Annotated in this window: 24 protein-coding genes; 20 read left to right on the top strand and 4 right to left on the bottom strand. The window is 71.7% G+C overall.

The annotated features are described in order from the left end of the window. Nucleotides 1-32: 32 nt before the first annotated feature. The 16 genes from NI25_RS23095 to NI25_RS23020 all read left to right on the top strand — a co-directional run bounded on the left by NI25_RS23095 (nt 33) and on the right by NI25_RS23020 (nt 15,769). Nucleotides 33-320 (top strand): hypothetical protein, encoded by a 288-nt coding sequence (locus tag NI25_RS23095; protein WP_061444270.1) that lies wholly within the window; start codon nt 33-35, stop codon nt 318-320. Next, nucleotides 317-1,351, top strand: a complete 1,035-nt coding sequence (locus tag NI25_RS23090) for a DUF2637 domain-containing protein (protein WP_061444269.1) — start codon at nt 317-319, stop codon at nt 1,349-1,351. The genes NI25_RS23095 and NI25_RS23090 overlap by 4 nt, the downstream gene beginning before the upstream one ends. Further along, nucleotides 1,348-1,998 carry a GGDEF domain-containing protein gene (locus NI25_RS23085; RefSeq protein ID WP_061444268.1) on the top strand — a complete coding sequence of 217 codons (651 nt, stop codon included), beginning with the start codon at nt 1,348-1,350 and terminating at the stop codon, nt 1,996-1,998. Before NI25_RS23090 ends, NI25_RS23085 begins: the two co-directional genes overlap by 4 nt. Beyond that, the gene (locus tag NI25_RS23080; RefSeq protein WP_061444267.1) at nt 1,995-2,321 is read left to right on the top strand and encodes a hypothetical protein; all 327 of its coding nucleotides are present in this window, start codon (nt 1,995-1,997) and stop codon (nt 2,319-2,321) included. The genes NI25_RS23085 and NI25_RS23080 overlap by 4 nt, the downstream gene beginning before the upstream one ends. Nucleotides 2,322-2,341: 20 nt before the next feature. Next, entirely contained in the window at nt 2,342-3,829 is a 1,488-nt protein-coding gene (locus NI25_RS23075; protein WP_061444266.1) for a DNA cytosine methyltransferase, read from the top strand. A gap of 157 nt (nt 3,830-3,986) precedes the next feature. Then, complete coding sequence (locus tag NI25_RS23070; protein WP_199561008.1) at nt 3,987-6,191, top strand: cell division protein FtsK; 2,205 nt, start codon at nt 3,987-3,989, stop codon at nt 6,189-6,191. Nucleotides 6,192-6,332: 141 nt separating this feature from the next. Then, nucleotides 6,333-6,608 (top strand): hypothetical protein, encoded by a 276-nt coding sequence (locus NI25_RS23065; RefSeq protein ID WP_061444265.1) that lies wholly within the window; start codon nt 6,333-6,335, stop codon nt 6,606-6,608. Then, a complete protein-coding gene (locus NI25_RS23060; protein WP_061444264.1) occupies nt 6,605-6,799 on the top strand; it encodes a hypothetical protein in 195 nt (64 codons plus the stop codon). The genes NI25_RS23065 and NI25_RS23060 overlap by 4 nt, the downstream gene beginning before the upstream one ends. 12 nt (nt 6,800-6,811) lie before the next feature. After that, entirely contained in the window at nt 6,812-7,273 is a 462-nt protein-coding gene (locus NI25_RS23055) for a hypothetical protein (protein WP_061444263.1), read from the top strand. Nucleotides 7,274-7,294: 21 nt separating this feature from the next. After that, nucleotides 7,295-7,795 carry a hypothetical protein gene (locus NI25_RS23050; protein ID WP_061444262.1) on the top strand — a complete coding sequence of 167 codons (501 nt, stop codon included), beginning with the start codon at nt 7,295-7,297 and terminating at the stop codon, nt 7,793-7,795. 186 nt (nt 7,796-7,981) lie between these two features. Next, nucleotides 7,982-8,860: a bifunctional DNA primase/polymerase gene (locus tag NI25_RS23045; RefSeq protein WP_061444261.1), complete on the top strand. Its 879-nt coding sequence runs from the start codon at nt 7,982-7,984 to the stop codon at nt 8,858-8,860. Continuing rightward, nucleotides 8,857-10,242: a DNA primase family protein gene (locus NI25_RS23040; protein WP_078884710.1), complete on the top strand. Its 1,386-nt coding sequence runs from the start codon at nt 8,857-8,859 to the stop codon at nt 10,240-10,242. The genes NI25_RS23045 and NI25_RS23040 overlap by 4 nt, the downstream gene beginning before the upstream one ends. A gap of 118 nt (nt 10,243-10,360) precedes the next feature. Next, a complete protein-coding gene (locus tag NI25_RS23035) occupies nt 10,361-10,609 on the top strand; it encodes a helix-turn-helix domain-containing protein (RefSeq protein ID WP_061444259.1) in 249 nt (82 codons plus the stop codon). Nucleotides 10,610-10,685: 76 nt separating this feature from the next. Continuing rightward, nucleotides 10,686-11,951: a tyrosine-type recombinase/integrase gene (locus NI25_RS23030; protein ID WP_061444258.1), complete on the top strand. Its 1,266-nt coding sequence runs from the start codon at nt 10,686-10,688 to the stop codon at nt 11,949-11,951. 358 nt (nt 11,952-12,309) lie between these two features. Further along, nucleotides 12,310-13,935 carry a penicillin-binding transpeptidase domain-containing protein gene (locus NI25_RS23025; protein WP_061444257.1) on the top strand — a complete coding sequence of 542 codons (1,626 nt, stop codon included), beginning with the start codon at nt 12,310-12,312 and terminating at the stop codon, nt 13,933-13,935. Nucleotides 13,936-14,056: 121 nt separating this feature from the next. After that, nucleotides 14,057-15,769, top strand: coding sequence for a penicillin-binding transpeptidase domain-containing protein (locus NI25_RS23020; protein WP_078884707.1), 1,713 nt, complete (start codon nt 14,057-14,059; stop codon nt 15,767-15,769). A 12-nt stretch (nt 15,770-15,781) separates the two neighbouring features. Here NI25_RS23020 and NI25_RS23015 read toward each other — a convergent pair whose 3' ends face one another. Continuing rightward, nucleotides 15,782-16,168 carry an SsgA family sporulation/cell division regulator gene (locus tag NI25_RS23015; protein ID WP_061444255.1) on the bottom strand — a complete coding sequence of 129 codons (387 nt, stop codon included), beginning with the start codon at nt 16,166-16,168 and terminating at the stop codon, nt 15,782-15,784. A 165-nt stretch (nt 16,169-16,333) separates the two neighbouring features. Here NI25_RS23015 and NI25_RS23010 point away from each other — a divergent pair, with 165 nt between their 5' ends. From NI25_RS23010 to NI25_RS22995, 4 genes are all read left to right on the top strand, one after another. Continuing rightward, nucleotides 16,334-17,428 (top strand): energy-coupling factor ABC transporter permease, encoded by a 1,095-nt coding sequence (locus NI25_RS23010; protein WP_061444254.1) that lies wholly within the window; start codon nt 16,334-16,336, stop codon nt 17,426-17,428. Between the two features lies 1 nt (nt 17,429). Next, nucleotides 17,430-18,191: a cobalt ECF transporter T component CbiQ gene (gene cbiQ, locus NI25_RS23005; protein ID WP_061444253.1), complete on the top strand. Its 762-nt coding sequence runs from the start codon at nt 17,430-17,432 to the stop codon at nt 18,189-18,191. Beyond that, the gene (locus NI25_RS23000) at nt 18,179-18,994 is read left to right on the top strand and encodes an energy-coupling factor ABC transporter ATP-binding protein (RefSeq protein ID WP_228953193.1); all 816 of its coding nucleotides are present in this window, start codon (nt 18,179-18,181) and stop codon (nt 18,992-18,994) included. Before cbiQ ends, NI25_RS23000 begins: the two co-directional genes overlap by 13 nt. A gap of 65 nt (nt 18,995-19,059) precedes the next feature. Beyond that, entirely contained in the window at nt 19,060-20,298 is a 1,239-nt protein-coding gene (locus tag NI25_RS22995) for a serine hydrolase domain-containing protein (RefSeq protein WP_061444251.1), read from the top strand. Here the strand turns inward: NI25_RS22995 and NI25_RS22990 are convergent. The 3 genes from NI25_RS22990 to NI25_RS22980 all read right to left on the bottom strand — a co-directional run bounded on the left by NI25_RS22990 (nt 20,278) and on the right by NI25_RS22980 (nt 21,991). Continuing rightward, nucleotides 20,278-20,553, bottom strand: a complete 276-nt coding sequence (locus NI25_RS22990) for a DUF1876 domain-containing protein (protein WP_061447051.1) — start codon at nt 20,551-20,553, stop codon at nt 20,278-20,280. The genes NI25_RS22995 and NI25_RS22990 overlap by 21 nt on opposite strands. Nucleotides 20,554-20,636: 83 nt before the next feature. After that, nucleotides 20,637-21,482 carry an EamA family transporter gene (locus tag NI25_RS22985; RefSeq protein WP_061444250.1) on the bottom strand — a complete coding sequence of 282 codons (846 nt, stop codon included), beginning with the start codon at nt 21,480-21,482 and terminating at the stop codon, nt 20,637-20,639. Then, entirely contained in the window at nt 21,479-21,991 is a 513-nt protein-coding gene (locus NI25_RS22980) for a YbaK/EbsC family protein (RefSeq protein WP_061444249.1), read from the bottom strand. Before NI25_RS22980 ends, NI25_RS22985 begins: the two co-directional genes overlap by 4 nt. Nucleotides 21,992-22,027: the final 36 nt, after the last annotated feature.

Genomic DNA, 22,027 nt, shown 5'->3' with positions numbered 1-22,027 from the left:
TTCTCCGGTCCCTCCAACATCAGGAGCACCCTGTGCGTACCTACATCGGCGGCCATGAGGCCGTCTCTGTGAACGACTTCCTCGAACTGGCCCTGGGCACCCCAGTTGAGCTGTGGCTGGGTGTCGAGGGCGAGACTGAAGAGGAGCGTGCGGCCCGGCTGGACGCCGCCCGCGACATCCTCGCTGACCTCCCCGAGCTGCCCGACGACCTGATCCGCATCGCGGCCAGGGTCGTCGAAAGGCACCCCGAGCTGTTCGACATCGTCCCCCTGGCCCGCCCCGCCCGCCGCCGTACGCCCCGCAGGGGGGTGGCGGCATGACGGAGCAGACCACCGAGCGTCCGGCCGTGCCGCCGCTGACACGCCCGGAAATGGGCCTGGCCGGGATCGGCGCCGCTGCGGCTGCCGGTGTCGGCGCACTCGGTCTCATCTCCTCCTTCGACGCCGTGTCGGCCGCCGCCGCCCGCTGGGGGTTCGGCGAGCCGTGGATGCTGCCGGTCGGCATCGACGTGGCCATTCCGGTGTTCACGCTGGCCAACCTGCTGCTGATCCGGATGGACATGGCGCTGGCGTGGGTGCGGTTCGTGCCCTGGGTGCTCACGCTGATCACGTGCGGGCTGAACGTCGCCGCCGGCCACTCGCTGTGGGCGAAGGTGGCGCACGGCACAATGCCGCTGCTGTGGGTGGTGTTTTCCGAGATCGGCGCGCACATCTACGCCGTCCGGATCGGCGCCGCGACCGGCCGTCGCATGGAGAAGGTGCGGTTCTCGCGCTGGCTGCTCGCCCCGCTGTCAACGTTCGCGCTGTGGCGTCGGATGACGCTGTGGGAGGTCACCTCCTACGCCGATGCGCTCGCCCGTGAGCGGGAGCGGCTGCTGGCTCGTGCGGACCTGCGCGAGCGCTACGGCCGCGCCTGGCGGCGCCGCACCCCGCGCCGCGAACGCGTCCTGCTCAGGCTGGGTGAGCTGAACCCGGCCGACGCGGTACCCAACACCGCCCCCGCCCCCGAGACAGCGGAACCGGCCGTGGAAGAGGCCACCCCTCCGGCCCCGAAGGCGCCGCGAAAGCGCCACAGCAAGGGCCGGGGCAAGCCCGGACCGCGCTCGGTGGCGGACCTGCTGACCGAGGCCCGCACGGTCACCGCGGACTGGCCGGACGCCGGGATCAACGCCGAGGCACTGCGCAAGGCGCTGCGCTGTGGTGCGGGTCCGGCCCGGCAGGTGCGTGACGTGCTGCTCGCCGAGCGGGCCGACGGCCGCGCCCTGCGCCCCGTCGACACCCCCGACACCGAGACCGGCGCGGACACGGACGCTGAGGCGTCCGGTGACATCGGTCAGGAGGTGGCGGCATGAACACCCTGGCCACGGTCCTGCTGTCCGCGCTGCCGCTCGCTGCCGGGTGGGCGGTGCACGTGCGGTGGCTGCATCGCTGCCTGAACACCGCCCGCCGTGACCCGCTCACCGGGTTACGCACCCGCGACGGCTTCACCCGCCGTGCCACGGCCCTGCTGAAGGACCCGCGCGCGGTCGTCGTCCTCGCCGACGTCGACAAGTTCAAGCACATCAACGACACCTACGGGCACGCCGCCGGAGACGCCCTGCTGAAGGCGACCGCCGACCGGCTCGCCCACCACGTCGGCCGCACCGGTGTCGCCGGGCGGCTCGGGGGCGATGAGTTCGCCGCCGTCCTGATCGATGACCACGGCACCGCCGGCGACCTGCTCGCCGTCCTGCACGGCGTGCTCGCCCGTCCCGTCGAGGGCCAGGACCCGGCCGTGCACACCACCGTCTCGCTCGGCTGGGTCCGCGCCGCGGACTTCCCGACCGATGACCTGTCTGCCCTGCTGCGTCGGGCGGATGAGGCGATGTACGCGGCCAAGCAGGCACGCGCCGGACTGCGCCGGGCGGGGCTGGGTCGGCTGTTCGCCACCCTCGCCGGGCGCCGCGCCGGCCGCACCGGCGCCCACACCCCGGCGCCCGTGGTGGAGGTGGCGGCATGAGCGAGCCTCTCGCGGCCGTGGGCACCTGGCGGCCGGTGATGGAAGCGGCCGGGCACCGCTGCCAGTGCAGCGGCCAGTGCGGCAACGAGCACGCCAAGACCGACGGGCGGTGCCCGCGCAAGCACGACGGCTATACCAGCAAGCACGGCCACCGCGTCAGGCTGATGGCCGCCCCGGCCGACCCGCTCACCCCGCCCGTCAAGGCCGTCACGCTGCCGCCGGGGGAGCTGTGGGCCTGGTGCCCGGAGTGCCACACCGCCGCCGCCCGCCGAGCCCGCACCACGACCCCGGTGGACGACGCGCCGGGCCTGTTCGACCTCTGACCTCGTAAGGGAGTGCAGGCATGAGCCTGACGTTCACCGATCTGTTCTGCGGCGCGGGCGGCTCCTCCACGGGCCTGGTCGCGGCCGGGCTGGAACTGCGCCTGGCGGCGAACCACTGGAAGCGGGCGGTGGAGACGCACGCTGCCAACCACCGCGACGCCGACCACCTGTGCGCGGACATCAACAACTACGACATGCGGCGCCTGCCCCGGACGGACATCCTGTGGGCCTCGCCGATCTGCACGGAGATCTCCCCGGCCGGCGGACGCCGCCGCACCCACGGTCAACTGTCCTTCGAGCTGGAGGAGCATGGCCGGGTGGACGACGCGGGCTGGGAGCGTACTCGGGCTACCGCCTACGACGTGATCCGGGCGACCGAGGTGCACCGCTACAAGGCGGTCCTGTGTGAGAACGTCCTCGAATTCGCCGTGGACTGGGAGCTGTTCGACTGGTGGCGCAAGGGCATGGAGATACTCGGCTACCGCTCGCAGATCGTCTCCGTCTCCTCCGCCCACGTCGGCGGCACAGGCAATCTGCCCGCACCGCAGTGGCGGGACCGGATCTACGTCGTCTTCACCCGCACCGACGTACCCACCCCCGATCTCGCCCCGCGCCCGCCCGCCTGGTGTTCCGAGTGCGGCGAGGACGTGGCCGCGGTGCAGACCTGGCGCAACGGGCGCCGGGTGGGCAAGTACAAGCAGCAGTACGACTACCGCTGCCCGAACAGCGCGTGCCGCCACGCGCTGGTGGAGCCGTACGTGCGCCCGGCCGCGAGCATCATCGACTGGACCAACCTCGGAGTCCGCATCGGAGACCGGGGCGAGCAGGGTCTTCGGCCGTTGGCGGCGAACACCGTCAAGCGCATCCGCGCGGGCCTGAACCTGCTGGGGGATCAGCGGATGGTGCTCACGGTCAACCACGGCGGGCACGACGGCCGGGCCGTCCCCGCAGACGCCGCCCCGCTCGCCGCCCGCACCGTGAAGATCGGGGATGCCGTGCTGGTGCCGAGCGGCGGCACGTGGAACACCACACCGACCCGGGCCAGCGAGCCGCTGCGGACCCGGCTGGCGAACCCGAAGGGGTTCGAGGCACTGCTGACCCCGCCGCAGGCCGACGACTCGTTCATCGTCACCCTGCGCCGCAACGCCACCGCCCGACTGGTCGGCGAGCCCGTCGACACGGTGACGGCCAAGGGTCGGCATCACTGGCTGGTCATCCCGTACCGCAACGCGGCCACGAAGACGACTGGTGAGCCGCTGCACACCCTGCCGACGGTCGACTCCGCGGGCATCGCCTCGCCGGCGCCTGCGCTGGAGGACTGCCACTACCGGATGATCCAGCCGCGCGAACAGCTCCTCGCGCAGCGCTTCCCGGCCGACTACATCGTCCACGGCAACAAGGGCGAGCAGACCATGCAGGCCGGAAACGCCGTCTCCTGCAACGTCGCCCAGTGGATCGGCGAGCGCGTCACCGCCGCCCTCGCCCGCACCGCCGCACACGCCGCCTGACCGCCTGAGGGGTACGAACTGTACCCCTCAGCAAGGGGGTACAAAGTGTCCCCCTTACCGCCCAGTAGGGCGCCCATCATCTCTCCACGGGCCCGGCCGCCCACCTCCTACAGCGTCGGCCGGGCCTACCCTCCCGCCATTCCGGAAGGAACCTTCAGTGAAGCACCCCGACGACGACAACGAACTCTTCAACCGACTGGAAGCCGAAATGGCCGCCGACTCCGGCGGCGAGGTAGTCGACCTCGACAAGGCACGGTCGGCCCGTGCCGAGTCGGCCGACCGGTCGCCCGACTCCCACGACGGACGGTCGGCCGACGGGTCGGTCGACCCGTCGGCGCCCGTGATGGTCGACCAGTCGGCGCCGACCGCGACCGGCCCGGGCTACCTCGGTCGGCTCGCCGGAGCACGGCGCCGGGCGGTCGTCCCGGTGTGGCTGCGGTCGACCGCCGAACTCAAGACGGCCGCCGGGTGGGTGGCCCGCCACTACGCCCACGCCGCCGGGTACCACGCGCTGCGCGCCCCGGTCTACGCCGCGCGGCTAACGCTTCAGGCGCCCGCCGGGGCCGCGCGGTTCATCGGGGGCACGCTGCGGTGGGTGGCCGACCGCGAGGGCGAGCCGGTCCGCCTGGCGGCCGTGCGCCGTGAGGACGCCGCGGAGTATCTGAAGCTGTCGCGGCAGCGCGACGGCCGGGTCCGACTGCGCACCCTCGTTGCCGTGCTGGCCATGTTCACCGGCCTGGCCACCGCCCTGGCCATCTACGTGCTCGCCCCGATGTGGCTTCAGGTCGTGTCGGTGGGCGCGCTGGTGATGGCGCTCGGGTCGGCCGGCCGCAAGGCGGACGCCCCAGTCATCCACCGAGCCGTGGAACTGCCCAAGGCAGCCAAGCTCACCTCCGACATCGTGCTGCGCGCCCTCGGGGCACTCGGCATCCCGGCGATCAACCAGGCGCAGGCCAAGGGGCGGGACGGGTTCGAGTTCACCGCCCCGATCACCCGCGACGGTCCGGGCTGGCGTGCGGAGGGCAACCTTCCCTTCGGTGTCACCGTGACCGACATCATCGAGCGCCGCGAACGCCTCGCCTCCGGCCTGCGCCGCCCGCTGGGCTGCGTGTGGCCCGAGGCCGTGGCCGACGAACACACAGGCCGCCTGGTGCTGTGGGTCGGTGACCAGGACCTGACCAAGGCGAAGAAGCCTCAGTGGCCGCTGGCCAAGGCCGGGGCGGTGGACCTGTTCAAGCCCGTCGCCTACGGCACCGACCAGCGCGGACGCTGGATCGAAGTCACCCTGATGTACATCGCCGGGGTGATCGGCGCCATCCCCCGCATGGGCAAGACGTTCCTCCTGCGTCTGCTGCTGCTCATCGCCGCCCTCGACCCGCGTGCGGAGCTGCACACCTACGACATGAAGGGCACCGGCGACCTGGACCCGGTCGGCAACGCCGTCTCCCACCGGCACGCCGCCGGCGACGACGACGAAGCGATCGCCTACGCGCTCGCCGACTGGCGGGCGCTGCGCGAGGAACTGCGCCGCCGCACCAAGGTGATCCGCTCCCTGCCCCGGGACATCTGCCCGGAGTCGAAGGTGACCAGCCAGCTTGCCGACAAGCGCTCGCTCGGTCTGCACCCGATCGTGGTCGGGGTGGATGAGTGCCAGGTGCTGTTCGAGCACCCCGAGCACGGCAAGGAGTTCGAGGAGATCGCCACCGACCTGGTCAAGCGCGGCCCAGCGACGGGGATCGTGATGCTGCTGGCGACGCAGCGACCGGATGCCAAGTCGCTGCCGACCGGGATTTCCGCGAACGCGTCCGCCCGCTGGTGTCTGAAGGTCATGGGCCAGACAGAGAACGACATGGTGCTCGGCACCTCCGCCTACAAGCGCGGGGTACGGGCGACCATGTTCGCCTGGGGTGACAAGGGCATTCACTACTTCGTCGGCGAGGGCTCCGACGCCCGTATCGTCGCCTCCGTCTACGTCGACGCACCCGGCGCCGAGACCATCGCCGCCCGCGCCCGCAAGGCACGCGAGACGGCCGGACTGCTGTCCGGCCACGCGCTCGGAGAGGCACCGGAAACGGTCACAGGCCCCGCCTACGACCTGCTCGCCGACATCCTCGCCGTCATCCCGGCCGCCGAGACCAAGGTGTGGTCGGAAACCGTCGTCGCCCGGCTCGCCGAGCTGCGCGAGGACGTCTACGGCGGCTGGGACCCCGAGCAACTGTCCGCAGCGCTCAAGCCGCACGGCGTCTCCACCATCCAGGTCGGCCGCCGCGTCAAGGGCAAGGTCGTCAACCGGCGCGGTATCGACCGCTCCCACATCACCACCGCGATTGCGGAGCGTGACGGAAAGCGAGACGCGGGCTGACCGTTCGGGGCCGCTAGCGCTAGCGGCACACCCCGCTAACGTTAGCGGCCCCGCTAGCACCCCAAACCCAGTCTGATCAGGTCGCTAGCGGATAGCGGCCCACCTGCGGAAACCCCCGGAAACCGCCCTGGAGGGCCCTCCATGACCCCCATCCTCCTTACTATCGCCTGCCTGCTCGCCATCACGCTCGGTTACAGCGGGCTGTGTGCTGCCTCGCCGTTCGGCGACTGCCGCAAGTGCCACGGCATGGGCCACGAACTCACCACCGACCGCAAAGGCAAGCCCAAGCGCGGCAAGGACTGCCGCCGCTGCAAAGCCACCGGCAAACGCATCCGCGTCGGCCGCTGGCTCTACAACCGCTGGGCCCGCATCTACCGCGCCGGCACCGAAACCCCCCGCCCGAAAGGCATCCGATGATCCTCAACATCTCCGCCGTGCTCCTCTTCGGCGCCGCGTCCGCGCTCGCCGTCAAGACCAAGTCCGCCGGGGGCGGCGCCGCCCTGGTGCTTTTCCTGTTCGGGTTCTTCGCCGCCGGAACCGGCGCCTACGAGCCCATCCACAACCTCGTGCAGGCATCCGCCGACGCCATCGCCGAACTCGGCAACTGAGGAGGAACCGCCGTGAACGAGCCCACCCGACGCCCGCCCGCGTACGACGCGGGCGTGGAAGTCCACCGCCCCGTGCCCCTCGCGCCCGCCCCCACGGCGCCGCTCGCCTCCGTGCAGCCGGGTGGCGTCCCGTCGGTGGCGAGCGTCGTCCTCCCGGACGGCCGCGTCGTCACCGGCTACGCCGTCACCGCCGCCCAGCCCGAGCCGGTCACGCACAAACCGCCTGTCTCCCGCGCGGCCGTGAATATCGCCCTCGGAGGCGTCGGCTTCCTCGCGGTGTGCGGCGGGCTGTTCCTGCTCACCGCGTTCATCACCGCCCTGACCGCCCTGGTCACCCAGCTCGTCATCCTCGCCGCCGTCCTCTTCGGCGGATGGATCGCCGTGCAGCTCTTCAGCACGCGCGGCCACCAGGGCGGTGGCACGACCGTGAACATCCGCAAGGCCACGTTCAAGCGCAATCACTTTCACGGCTGACAAGCCAGAACGGGAGAGACCGTGTTCGAGATCCGCGTCATCACCGACCCGGCCGACGCCGACCGCGTCACCGCCGCCCTGGCCGCCGCCTTCGACACCGGCCCGGCACGCCAGTACCCCACCCGAGACGGCAAGCGCACCCGCCTCTACGTCACGGCCGACCACCGGCCGGAGCCGGGAGCGTGGCCCACGCCGGAAGAGGCGTACGCGCTCGCGCCGAGCATCATCCGCGAGATCGGATGGACCGCGCAGACGGCCGCCGACAAGCCGTTCGGGCAGGACTTGGGCCGGGAGTTCTGGCTCCGCAAGGCCGCACTGCTGGACCGCATCGCGCTGCGTGACGAAGAGGACGGCGTCACCGGCGACGCGGTCGAGGCGGCGACGGAAGCGGCCCGCCGGCTCATCGCCTACGACCGGGACGGCGAGGGCGACTACCACGGCGCCCCGTACTGGCCGGAGCACCCGGCGACCACCGCCGACCCGCGTGGCTACGTCCGGCAGGAGTACGCCGCCTTCACATAGACACGCCCGGGGCGGGGTGCCGTCTCACCACAAGCCTGCACCCCGCCCCGGTTCTCCGTGTCCCTCCAACGAGAACAAGGAGACCCCCAGCATGACCCATCCGCCCATCCTTCGGCGAGTACGCGGTCACCGGCCGTGGCTGCACGCCCGCGCCTCCCGCACCACGCCCACGCGGGGGGTAGCGGCATGAGCGAGATGTCCTACCCCCTGCACACCGCACTGAGCCTCGCGGCATCCGGCGTGCCGGTACTGCCTCTGCGGGCGGGCAAGGTGCCGTTCGGCAACTGCCGCACCTGCGCGGGCAACGCGTGCGGCGGCCGGCCGAACATGAAGGCCGCGGGCCCGTGCCGCTGCCCTGGCGTCTGCCACGCGTGGGCCGCCGCCACCACCGAGCCCGCCGTCATCGTCTCGCCCCCGTGGGCTGCCGCGTGGCGGCAGGCCGTGTGCGTCGGCTACCACCCCGGGGGCGCCGGGCTGACCGTGGTCGACCTCGACAACGCGGACGCCATCGCGTGGGCCCGCGCCGCCCTGCCCGCCACACGGACCGTGCCGACGGCACGCGGTGAGCACTGGATCTACCGCGACGCCATGTCCTCGCACAACGCGGTCCGGCCCGGTGTCGACATCAAGTCGGCCATGTCCTACGTCCGCTGGCTCGGACCCGGCACTGGCCACATGACCCACCTGCCCGACGCCGTCCGCGCCCTGGCGGTGAAGGAAGAGACCACCCCCGCCCCGGGGGAGGTGGCCTCTTCCATCCCTCGGGGTGCCACCTGGGACCGGAGCGTGGCCACCGGATGCCGCCACACCGACCGCTACGTCCGCACCGGTCTGGAACGCGGCCTGGCCCTGATCACTGCCCGGACCGAGACCGGCGCCGGCTCGCAGGCGTTCGGGGTGGCCCGGTTTCTGGCAGCCCAGCACCAGCGCTGCCCCGGGCCGTGCGGCTTGGACGTCATCGGCGCGCAGATCGTGGCCGCGGCCGTCGCGGTCGGCGTCCCCGAGTCCTACGCAGAACGCGCCGTCGCCAACGGCTTCACCACCGGCAAGGAGCACGCCGCATGAGCCCTGCGGAAGAACTCCCCCCGCCCTCCCACCCGATGGCCGTCGCCCGCCATGTCCTGCCCGACTGGCAGGACACCGACGGACGTCTGCTGTACCGCCGCTGGCGCGGCTCCTGGATGCGCTGGACCGGCACCGCCTGGCGGGAGCTGGACGAACAGCAGTTGCGCGCCACGCTCTACAAGCGTCTGGAGCACGCCGTCTTCGTCGGCGGCACGGACAGGCATGGCGAGCCGGAAATCCACGACTGGGCACCGACCAAGCAGAAGATCAGCAACCTGCTCGATGCGCTCGGGGCCGTCGTGCTGTTGCCCACCGAGGTGGACGCCCCCGCCTGGATCGACGGCACGGACAACGGCGAGCCGGACGCGAGCCCGATCGTGGCGTGTACGAACGGGCTGCTCCGTATCCGGGACCGGGAGCTGCTGCCGCACGGGCCCGGGTTCTTCAACCTCGTCTCCGTGCCGTTCCCCTACGACCCGGACGCCACCGCGCCCACCTGGGAACGGTTCCTGGCGCAGGTCTGGCCGGACAACCCCGAGGCCATCGCCGCCCTTCAGGAGTGGTTCGGCTACATCCTGTCCGGCCGCACCGACCAGCAGAAGATCCTGCTCATGGTCGGCCCCTCCCGGTCCGGGAAGGGCACCATCGCCCGCGTGCTGAAGATGCTGGTCGGCAAGGAGAACCTGGCCGGCCCCACCCTCGCCGGGCTCGGCACGAACTTCGGACTGTCCACCCTGGTCGGCAAGCCACTCGCGGTCATCTCCGACGCCCGGCTGTCCGGTAACGACAACAGCCAGGTCGTGGAACGGCTGCTCACCATCTCCGGTGAGGACACGATCGACATCGACCGCAAGTACCGGCAGCCCTGGACGGGCAAGCTGCCCACCCGGCTGATGATCCTGTCCAACGAGCTGCCCTACTTCGGCGACTCCTCCGGGGTCATCGCCCGCCGCTTCATCGTCCTCAACATGACGGTGTCGTGGCTGGGCAAGGAAGACCCCACCCTCACCGACCGGCTCGCCGCCGAGATGCCCGGCATCATCAACTGGGCCCTCGACGGACTCGCCCGCCTGGAGGCCACGGGGCGGATCACGGAACCGTCTTCCAGCCGGGAAGCGGTCACCACCATGCAGGACACGGCCTCGCCCACGTCCGCGTTCATCCGCGAGCGCTGCACCACCGGCCCGACATGCAGCGTCCCCGTGGACACCCTGTGGGCCGTCTGGCGCGAGTGGGCCGAAGACAACGGCGTGAAGGCCGTCGGCACCAAGCAGATGTTCGGCCGCAACCTGCTCTCCGTCGTCCCCCAGCTCAGCCGGACCCGCCCCCGAGACGCCTACGGCCGACAGGTCGCCACCTACAACGGGATCACCCTCAAGTAGTCCGAACCACATCAGCCCGAGTCGTGACTCATCGCGACTCAAGACCCCTTCGAGACACGCTGAGTCGCGATGAGTCACGACTCAGAGCAATGTGATTCCAACTTCTCTGGAGGACGCAGTGCCGCCGCCCCGACTCCTTGAGGAGACCGACCCTCGCGCCATCCTCCGGGGTGGCCTGCCGGATCGGTACCTCACACCCGACGACATCGCCGAGATCTTCGAGGTGCCCAAGGAAACCGTCTACCAGTGGCGCAAGAAGCGCATCGGCCCGCCCGGCTTCCGCATCGGCAAGTACGTCCGCTACGACCCCGCTGACGTGCGTGCCTACGTCACCGAGCGCAAGAGCGCCGACTACGACGCCGCCTAACCGGACCACCCAACATCAGGGAGAGCCGCGAATCAGCGGCTCTCCCTGCTGCATGTTGAGAGAGGATCGCTGCCGCGTGGCAGGACACATCCAAGACCGCTGGTTCAAGGCCGTTACCGGCCCCGGCGGCAAGCCCGTCAAGGTCAAGACCGACCGTCACGGAACCGGACTCCGCTACCGCGCCCGGTACGTCGGCCCGGACGGCACAGAGAAGAGCAAGTCCTTCCGGGACAAGGAACTGCGCCTGGCCAAGCAGTGGCTCGCACAGATCGAAGCGGACATGTCGCGCGGTCAGTACGTCGACCCGCGCGCCGCCCGGACGACGTTCCGGCAGTACGCGGAACGATGGGTCAAAACACACACCGGCGAGATCAACAGCCGCGAGGCCGCGGAACGTCGGCTCAGGCTGCACGCCTACCCCCACATCGGCTCGCGTCCTCTCGGATCGTTCAAACCTGAGCACATCCGCGCCTGGATCGCCGCCCTGGAAGCCACTGTGCCGGCCGAGTCGCACCGACGCATCATCGTCGGCACCGTCTCGGCGGCACTGAGCGCGGCAGTGGATGACGGGCTGCTCAGCAAGAACCCATGCCGCGCCCGCACGGTGCAGCTCCCCAAGCCGGGCAAACCACGCGTCATCCCGTGGACGGCAGAGCAGGTCTTCGGCGTACGCGCGGCCCTCCCGCGGCGCTATCAGGCGGCCGTGGACGTGGGCGCGGGGTGCGGACTGCGACAGGGCGAGATCTTCGGCCTGGCCGTCGAAGAAATCGACTACGAGGGCGGCTGGCTGACCGTCGGCCATCAGCTCAAGCGCATCCGCGGCAAGTACGTCTTCGCTCTCCCGAAGGGTGGCAAGGTCCGGGACGTGCCGCTTCCCAAGGCCGTCGTCACCGCGATCCGAACCCATGTGAAGGACTTCGAGCCGATCGACGTCACGCTTCCATGGCGGACGCCGGACGGCCCGCCCGTGACGAAGCGGCTCTTCTTCAGCGGTCCGGAGGGCAATCACGTCCGCGTGAGCAACTTCAACGACCACCACTGGAAGCCCGCTCTTGCTGCCGCTGGCATCATCCCGGCGCGGGAGGCAGGCGCGCGGTACGCGTCGGCTCCCGAGCACGGCATGCACGCGCTCAGGCACTTCTATGCGTCCGTGCTGCTGGACGCCGGCGAGAACATCCGGGCCCTGAGCCAGTACTTGGGTCACAGCGATCCGGGGTTCACGCTGCGGACGTACACGCACCTCATGCCAAGCAGCGAGGGGCGCACCCGCAAGGCCGTCGACAGCCTCTTCCTGGCGGCCAATCCTCATGATCACGGCCCAGAGACGGCCCAGGCCGCCTGATCCGGCCCCGACCAGAGACAAACGTCCTGGTCGGGGCTCTATAGGGCCGGTTCGCGCAGACTTCATCTACTTCTGGCCCTTGTACACGGGCACGGCGATCCCGATGGAGGAGTGGAGATCGCGGATGTGGCTCGACACGTGGGTGTAGCCGGGCGGGGCCGCCCGGGCAAGGCTCGGTCAGTCGGTCGGCGGGGGAGGTTGCGCGGCCTTCGGCCCCTGGGCGTGGCGGGTCTCCTTTAGGCCACCAATCGGAAACAGCCGTACCGCTGGTCACCCCCTGCGCATAGAGTGCCCCTACAACTACTTCTGAACGCGTTCAAGAAAGCGCGCGGAAGGCCCGACGGGGAGGGGACTGCCGATGGGCAGGGGGGTCAAGGTCGCCGTCATAGGCGGGGTGTTCGCCGTGATGGTCGGCGGTGCCGGGTACGGCGCCTACAACGTGGTGTCGGCGCTGGACGGGGGCGGCGGATCGTCCGGGTCGGAGACCAAGAGCGGGCCGCCGGGCAAGGACGAGGTCGCGGAGACCACCGAGAAGTTCTTCACGGCCTGGGAGAAGGGCGACGCGACGACCGCCGCGTCGTACACGGACAACGCCTCCGTCGCCGGGACCCTGCTGACCGCCTACGGCGAGGACGCGCACATCACCGGCGTAGAGATCACGCCGGGCACGGCGGCCGGCACGTCCGTGCCGTTCACCGTGAAGGCGAAGGTGTCGTACGAGGGGACGACCAAGCCGCTCAGCTACAAGAGCACGCTGACCGTGGTGCGCGGGGAGACCACCGGGCGGGCGCTGGTGGACTGGGATCCGGCCGTCGTCCACCCGGAGCTGAAGGACGGTGACACCCTCGTCACCACGGAGTCGGCGACGCCGCAGATCGAGGCCGTCGGACGGAACGGCACCGTGCTGAGCAAGGAGAAGTACCCCTCGCTCGGGCCGGTCCTCGCCAGGCTCCGGGAGAAGTACGGCGACAAGGCCGGCGGCACCCCCGGCGTCGAGCTGGCCGTCCGGCACACGACCACGCAAGCGCCGGACACCCCGCTGCTGACGCTGACCGAGGGCCAGCCCGGCAAGCTCAGGACCACGCTCAGCGCGAGCGTGCAGGCGGCGGCCGAGAAGGCGGTGAAGCGCTACGGCGAGTCCTCCGTGGTCGCCGTGAAGCCCAGCACCGGCGAGGTCCTGGCCGTGGCGAACAACCGTGAGGACGGCTTCAACGCCGCGTTCCAGGGCAAGGTCGCCCCCGGCTCCACCATGAAGATCATCACCGCCGCCATGCTCATCGACAACGGCGTGACCGACATGAACGGCCCGGCGCCCTGCACCGACTCGGCGATGTGGCAGGGCCAGACCTTCAAGAACCTCACCGGCATGAAGCCCGACGAGGGCGCCACCCTCGCCGACACCTTCATGCGCTCCTGCAACACCGGCTTCATCAAGCTCATCGACGAGGTCACCGACTCCTCGCTGACCCAGGAGGCCCAGGAGCGCTTCGGGCTCGGGCAGGACGACTGGCAGACCGGCATCGTCTCCTTCGACGGCAGCGTCCCCGCCTCCCCTGGGCCGGACCGCGCCGCCAACGCCATCGGTCAGGGCCAGGTCCAGATGAACCCGCTGAACATGGCCTCGGTCACCGCGACCGCCATCACCGGCGAGTTCCACCAGCCCTACCTGGTGCCGTTCGACCTGGACGGCCGGAAGCCGGCCACCGCCAAGGGGCTGCCGAAGAGCACCGCGTCCCAGCTCAAGCAGATGATGCGGCTCACCGCCACCGCCCCCCAGGGCACCGCCGTGAAGGCCATGTCGGGGCTCCACGGCGACATCGGCGCCAAGACCGGGTCGGCCGAGGTCGACGGGAACGCGGTCTCGGACTCCTGGTTCACCGGCTTCCGCGACGACGTCGCGGCGGCGGCCATGGTCGAGGGTGGCGGCCACGGTGGCGACGCGGCCGGGCCGATCGTCGCAGACGTGCTACGAGTCGGCGGCTGACACGGACCAGTGGCCATGGGTGGCCCTACTGTGGTCGCCGTCGTCGGATGCAACCGGCACCGAGGGCACGGGCGTCACTGAAGACACCGTAGTCATCTCAGGCACCGAGGAACGGGACACCGTGGGCAGCAGAAGGGCCGCCACCGAGCGGCGCAGGACGAAACCCGCCGTGATCGGCAGCGTGGCCGCGGTCGTCGTGGCCGGTGCCGGCTTCGGTGCCTACGCGATGTACGGCGGCGGCGCGGGCGGCGAGGACTCCGCACGGACGAAGTCCGCGGCGGCCGCGGAGAAGGTGAAGTCGGGTCCGCTGACGGCGGCCGAGGTCACCTCGACGGCGCAGCGGTTCCTGACCGCCTGGCAGAAGGGCGACGTGGCCGGGGCGGCCGCCGCGACGGACGACGCCGAGGCCGCGAAGGCCCTGCTCGCCGGGTATGCGAAGGACGCCCACATCAAGGACGCCACCTTCACCGCGGGCACCCCGGCCGGGGAGAAGGTCCCGTTCTCCGTGAAGGCCACCGTCGCCTACGAGAAGACGTCCGAACCGCTGGCGTACGACAGCGCGCTGACCGTCGTGCGCCGGGCCGGCGACGGCGAACCCCGCGTCGACTGGCACGCCTCCGTCGTCCACCCCGAACTGCGGGACGGCGACGAACTGGTCACCGGCAAGGCCGGTGATCCGCCGGTGAAGGCGCTGGACCGGGACGGCGGGGAGATCACCGCCGCCGAGTACCCGTCCCTCGGCACCGTCCTGGACGGCCTGCGCGACAAGTACGGCAAGAAGGCGGGCGGCACTCCGGGCGTCGAACTGCGCGTGGTGCGCGGCAAGGCGGAGGAGGACGGGGCCGGTGACGGGAAGGGGGCGAAGGAGTCCGGGGCCGGCGAGGTCGCCGACAAGACGCTGCTGGAGCTGAGCAAGGGCACGCCCGGCACGCTGAAGACGACACTCGACCCCGCCCTCCAGGCCGCCGCCGAGCAGCAGGTGGCCGGCAAGAAGGGGGCGTCGGTGGTGCTGATGCGCGCCTCCACCGGCGAGATCCTCGCGGTCGCCAACGGCGGGCACGGTTTCAACACCGCCTTCCTGGGCTCGCTCGCCCCCGGTTCCACCATGAAGGTCGTCACCGCCTCGATGCTGCTCGAGAAGGACCTGGCGTCCGTGAACGAGAAGCACCCGTGCCCGAAGTACTTCACCTACGGCGGCTGGAAGTTCCAGAACGACGACAAGTTCGAGATCAAGGACGGCACCTTCAAGGCGAGCTTCGCCCGTTCCTGCAACACCGCCTTCATCAGCCAGGCCCCCGAGCTGAAGGACGACGACCTGACCCGGCAGGCCAAGGAGGTCTTCGGCCTGTCCATGAACAACTGGTCGGTCGGCGTGTCTACCTTCGACGGCCGGGTGCCGGTGCAGAGCAAGGCCCAGATGGCGGCCTCCCTCATCGGGCAGGGCGGCGTGCGGATGAACCCGCTGAACATGGCGTCGGTGTCGGCGACCGTGAAGTCGGGCAGCTTCCACCAGCCCTACCTGGTACCGCCGTCGGTCGACGGGCGGAAGCTCGCCACCGCCTCGCGCACGATGTCGGACGGCACCCTCGCCGCCCTGCGCGAACTGATGTCGTACACGGCCGCGTACGGCACCGCGGCGGAGGCGATGGCCGGGGTGAGCGGTGACGTCGGCGCCAAGACCGGGTCGGCGGAGGTCGACGGGCAGGAGAAGCCCAACGGGTGGTTCACGGCGTACCGGGGCGATCTCGCCGCGGCGGGCGTGGTCCAGCAGGGCGGGCACGGCGGCGACACGGCCGGGCCGATCGTCGCGGCGCTGCTCAAGGCGGGCGGCTGACGCGCCCGGAGTTCAGTGGGCCACCGGCTGGGCGGCAGGGGCCGCCTGGTGGGTGCGGCGCAGGAAGCGGATGAGCGCCTTGTTCTCGAACTGGACCACCGAGCAGCCCTGCGGGGAGTGGAACTCGACCACGGCCTGCACCCGTCCGCACGGCCACACCCGGACATCACCGCTCCCGGCCGGCGCGCGCAGGCCCTGTTCCAGCAGCGCGCGGGAGAAGGTCCACTCGCGGGAGCGGGACGCGCGGCCGTCCCTGCCGGGCAGGGCGACGCACACCATCGAGGGGTCGAGCTCGGGGTCGTAGCGCAGCACGACGGGTATCGCTCCGCCGTCGTCCTGGTCGGGGAGGTCCGCGTCCGTCAGGATGTGGGCTCGCGCGTACTGTTCGACTACGGACATGGGGTCGCCCCTTACGCTCTGCCACCGTTGTTGAAGCTGTGGTTCCACCCCTCTCCAATGTCCCATAATTCCGGGCTCACGCCCTGACGAGCCGAATGTCACATGTGAGGTCAGCCTTTACCTCGCTCTTGCGAACGAGTTGCAACTGGTCTCTATCATCGAACCGTGCATGTACCCGACGGATTCATCAACGCCCCGACCTCCGCCGTGACCGGAGTCGTCGCCGCGGGCGCCATCGCGGTCAGCCTGCGCGGCGCGCGCCGTGAGCTTGGGGGCACCTCCCGCGCGAGCGAAGCCGAGCGTGGGGGAGAGCGGACGGCGCCGCTGGCGGGGCTGGTCGCGGCGTTCATCTTCGCGGTGCAGATGCTGAACTTCCCGGTCGCGGCCGGGACCAGCGGGCATCTGCTCGGCGGCGCCCTCGCCGCCATTCTCGTGGGCCCCTATACGGGAGTTCTGTGTGTCTCCGTCGTCCTGCTCATGCAGGGCATCCTCTTCGCCGACGGCGGCCTGACCGCGCTCGGCGTGAACATCACCGACATGGCGATCGTCACCACGGTCGTCGCCTACGCCCTCTTCCGGGGCCTGGTGAAGCTCCTGCCGCGCTCCCGGCGCTCGGTCACCGTCGCCTCCTTCGTCGCCGCGCTCGTCTCCGTCCCGGCCGCCGCCCTCGCCTTCACGGTCCTGTACTGGATCGGCGGCACCACGGACGTCGCCATCGGCAAGGTCGCCACCGCGATGATCGGCGTCCACGTGCTGATCGGCATCGGCGAGGCCGTGATCACCGCGCTGACCGTCGGCGCCGTCATCGCCGTACGCCCGGACCTGGTGTACGGGGCGCGCGGGCTGCGACAGCGGCTCAAGCTGCGGGTGAACGGCGAACTGGTCGACGCCCCCGGCGCCTCGGGCCCGCAGCCCGCCCCGGTCGCCGCCCGCTCGCACCGCAAGGTGTGGATCACCGGCCTCGTCGCCTCCCTGGTCCTCGCCGGCTTCGTCAGCTTCTACGCCTCCGCCAACCCGGACGGCCTGGAGAAGGTCGCCGCCGACAAGGGCATCGACGAGAAGGCCGAGGACCACGCGGCCGCCGACTCCCCGCTCGCCGACTACGGCGTCAAGGACATCTCCGACGCCCGCATCTCCGGCGGCCTCGCGGGCGTGATCGGCGTCGGCGTCACCGTCGTCGCGGGCAGCGCCGTGTTCTGGGCGGTGCGCAGGCGCCGCAGCGACGACGCCTCCCCGGCCAGCACCGAGACGACCGTCTGACGTGGGTGCGGGGCACGCGCACCGGCTCTACCGGCACGGCCACTCCCCCGTGCACGGTCTGCCGCCGCACACCAAGCTCGCCGCCGCCTTCGCCTTCGTGGTCGTCGTGGTGTCGACGCCGCGCGAGGCGATGTGGGCGTTCGGCGTCTACGCGCTGCTGCTCGCGGCGGTGGCGTACGCGGCCCGCGTACCGCCCGGCTTCCTGCTCAAGCGGCTGCTGATCGAGGTGCCGTTCGTGGCGTTCGCGGTGCTCATGCCGTTCGTGGCCGAGGGCGAGCGGGTCGACGTGCTCGGCCTGTCCCTAAGCGTCAACGGCCTGTGGGGCGCCTGGAACGTCCTCGCCAAGGGCACCCTGGGCGTCGCCGCCTCGGTGATCCTCGCCTCCACGACCGAGCTGCGCGAGCTCCTCCTCGGCCTGCAGCGGCTGAAGCTGCCCCCGCTGCTGGTGCAGATCGCGTCGTTCATGATCCGGTACGGCGACGTGATCGCGGACGAGATGCGGCGGATGCGGATCGCCCGGGAGTCCCGGGGCTTCGAGGCGAGGGGCGTACGGCACTGGGGCGTGCTCGCCAAGTCCGCGGGGGCGCTGTTCATCCGCTCCTACGAGCGCGGCGAACGCGTCCACCTGGCCATGGTCAGCCGCGGGTACGCCGGTTCGATGCCGGTCATCGACGAGGTGACCGCGGACCGGGCGCAGTGGTCGTACGCGCTGGCCCTCCCGTGTGCGGCGCTCGTGGTGTGTCTGCTGGGATGGACCCTGTGACCGACCCAGTGACAGACCCCGTGACGGGCCCCGAGGCAGCCCCCGTGACCGGCGCGCCCGCCTCCCTCGACGTCTCCGGCCTCGCCTTCGCCTACCCCGACGGGCACCAGGCCCTGTTCGGCGTGGACTTCTCCGTCGCGCGCGGCGAGCGGGTCGCGCTGCTCGGGCCCAACGGCGCGGGCAAGACGACCCTCGTCCTCCACCTCAACGGCATCCTGACCGGCGGCACCGGCACGGTCACGGTCGCCGGGCTGCCGGTCGACAAGCGGAACATGGCGGAGATCCGGCGCCGGGTCGGGATCGTCTTCCAGGACCCGGACGACCAGCTTTTCATGCCGACCGTGCGCGAGGACGTGGCGTTCGGACCGGCGGCGGCCGGCGTGAAGGGGGCGGAGCTGGAGGCCCGCGTCGACCGGGCGCTCGCGCTGGTCGGCATGGCGGAGTTCAAGGACCGGCCGCCGCACCACCTCTCCTTCGGCCAGCGGCGCCGGGTGGCGGTGGCGACCGTGCTCGCCATGGAGCCGGAGATCCTGGTCCTGGACGAGCCCTCCTCCAACCTCGACCCGGCCTCCCGCCGTGAACTCGCCGACATCCTGCGCTCCCTGGACGTCACGGTCCTGATGGTCACCCACGACCTGCCCTACGCCCTCGAGCTGTGCCCCCGCGCCCTGATCCTCAGCGACGGCGTGATCGCCGCCGACGGTCCGACGGCGGAGCTGCTGTCGGACGACGCGCTGATGCGCGCCCACCGTCTGGAGCTGCCCTTCGGTTTCGACCCGCGGTCGGTGGCGACCGGCGGGTGAGGAATGGCGGACGGTCCGTGGCGGTTGCATCGACTGTCACGAGTGGCCGGAAGGGACGTAGCGAAGTGGACACGGACGCGGACGTGCACGGCACGGTGGCCGAGGGCTTCGAGCCGGTGAGGGACGCGTTCGTGCGGAACTTCACCGCGCTCGGCGAGCGGGGCGCGGCCGTCGCCGTCTACCGGGACGGGCGCAAGGTCGTCGACCTGTGGGGCGGCACGAAGGACGTCGACGGCACCGAGCCGTGGCGCCGGGGCACCGCCCAGGTGGTCCGTTCGGCGACCAAGGGCGTCGCCGCCGCCGTACCGCTGCTGCTGCACCGGCGCGGGGAGCTGGACCTGGACGCGCCGGTGGGCGAGTACTGGCCGGAGTTCAAGGCGCACGGCAAGGAACGGGTGCTGGTCCGGCACGTGCTGAACCACCGGGCCGGGCTGCCGGTCCTGGACCGTCCGCTCACCCCCGAGGAGGCCCTCGACCCGCTGCGGGGCCCCGCGGCCGTCGCCGCCCAGGCGCCCGTCTGGGAGCCGGGCACCGACCACGGCTACCACGCGCTGACGTACGGCTGGCTGCTCGACGAGCTGGTCCGCCGGGTGACGGGCGGGCGGGGCGCCGGACAGTGGATCGCGGACGAGATCGCCCGGCCGCTGGGCCTGGACCTGTGGGTGGGGCTGCCGGAGGCGGAGGAGGAGGCGGGCCGGGCCGGGCGGGTCGAGCGCCTCGACGAGCCCGAGCCGTCGGGGAACGGCCCGCGACTGCGCCCCAAGCGCGCGGTCACCGAGGCCTACGGGAACCCCGACTCCCTCACCCGGCGCGCCTTCGCGGCGATCACCCCGTTCCCCGACCAGAACGACCCCGTGTACCGCGCCGCCGCCCTCCCGGCCGCCAACGGCATCGCCACGGCCGACGGTCTGGCCCGCTTCTACGCGGCGCTGATCGGCGAGGTCGACGGCGTGACGCGGAGCGTGCGGCTGTTCGACCCGGCGACGACGGAGCTGGCCCGGGCCGAGGAGTCCGCCGGTCCGGACCGGATCCTGGTCGTGGGCACCCGGTTCGGCCTCGGCTACATGCTGCACGGCAGCGCGTCCCCGTTCCTGTCCCCCGGCTCCTTCGGCCACCCGGGCCGCGGCGGCTCCCTCGGCTTCGCCGACCCGGAGGCCGGCATCGCCCTGGGCTACGTCACCAACGGCTTCCGCAAGACGGTGACGGCGGACCCGCGGGCGCAGGCGCTGGTACGGGCGGTACGCGCGTCGCTCGGCCAGGACGCGTCCCAGGTCCGGTCCGGCTCAGACGTGGATCGGGTGTGAGGTCCGCCCCGACGCCGCGTCGATCTCGTCGTGCGCCTTGGTGAGCAGTTGCATCGCCAGTTCGTTCAACGCGCGTGCCCCCGCGACCTCCTCGCCGACCCGTGGCTGCCGGGAGTCGGCCCGGTGGCGGCTGGCGTGGCCGTGCGCGCGGACCTCGGTGCCGTCGGGGAGCCGCACCATCGCGACCGCCCGCGTGTGCTGGTCGTCCTCCATGAACTCCATGTCGACGTGCCATCCGACTGTGGTGTGCATCATGACGATCACCTCCGGAACATCTCCTTCCAGGGTGCGCCTCCCCCCGGCGGTCCGCACCACTCCGGCTGTTCCGGCCGCTCCGGCTATCCGGTGTGCAGCATCAGCCCGATCCCGACGACGAGGAGGCCCGCCGCCGCGATCCGGGGCGCGCCGAACCGCTCCTTGAAGAAGACGGCCCCTATGGCGGCGCCGACCAGGATGGACGACTCGCGCAGGGCGGCGATGGGCGCGAGTGCGGCGCGGGTCTGCGCCCACAGGACCAGGGCGTAGGCGGCGACGGACATCGCCGCGCCGAGCAGTCCGAGACGGGCGTGCGGCCGGAGCAGCGCCCGGGCTCCGGCGCGGTGCCGGTACAGGAAGTAGGCCGGCAGGACCGTCCCCTGCACCGTCATCAGCCAGGCGATGTACCCGAGGGAGGTCCCGGAGGCGCGTACGCCGAGGCCGTCGACGACCGTGTACGCCGCGATGGTCACGCCGGTCGCCAGGGCCGCGCCGATGGCCGCCCAGTCGGGCCGGCGTCCGCGCAGCCCCCACAGGGCGACGCCGGTCAGCCCCGCGCAGGAGACCAGGACGCCCGCGGCGGCCCAGCCGTCCGGCACCTCGTGGGCGAAGACGGCGGCGAGGACGGTGACAAGGAGCGGCGCGCTGCCGCGGGCGATCGGGTAGGCCTGCCCGAAGTCGCCCAGCCGGAAGGAGCGCATCAGCAGGGCGTAGTAGGCGATGTGGACGGCGGCGGAGACCAGCAGGTACGGCCACGCCCCGGCCGCCGGAAACGCGGTGAACGGCAGCATCGCGAGCCCGATGAGCATCCCGCCGCCGGAGATCAGCGCGAAGCCGGTGAGCTTGTCGGTGATCCGGTGGGCGATGGCGTTCCAGCCGGCGTGGGTGACCGCCGCGAGCAGCACGGCGACGGTGACCAGTGGGGTCACGCCGAGCGCTCGCGCACGTCCACGAGGGTGGCACCGGCGGTGGCGACGAGCTCCTTGGGCTCCATCGGGAAGACGGCGTACGGGGTCCCGGCGGCCGCCCAGACGAGGTCGTGGGCGAGCAGGGACCGGTCCGCCAGCACCCGGGTCCCGGTCCGGTGCCCGAAGGGCGGCACCCCGCCGATCGCGTACCCGGTCGTCTCCCGTACGACGTCGGCCTTGGCCCGCGTGACCTTCTCGGCGCCGAGTTCCTCGCGGACCCGGTCCAGGTCGACGCGGGAGGCGCCGTCCATGAGGACCAGGACGGGCTCGCCGTCCGCGGCGAAGATGAGCGACTTGCAGATCTGGCTCAGCTCGCACCCGATCGCGGCGGCGGCCTCGGTGGCGGTGCGGGTGGCTTCCGGGAAGCGCCTCGCCCGTGCGGCCAGGTCGCCGAGGCCGAGGTCGCGCAGGGCGGCGGCGAAGCGGGGGTGGGCGGCGGAGGCCTCGGGGGTGTCGTCGGTGGTCGTCATGGTGGGCACCGTAACGGTGCACGCGGCGCGCGGGCG

The sequence above is a fragment of the Streptomyces sp. CCM_MD2014 genome (assembly GCF_000772045.1).
Taxonomy (GTDB): domain Bacteria; phylum Actinomycetota; class Actinomycetes; order Streptomycetales; family Streptomycetaceae; genus Streptomyces; species Streptomyces salinarius.
The sequence above is the reverse complement of the archived record's forward strand: the minus strand, read 5'-3'. Positions and strand labels throughout refer to the sequence as shown.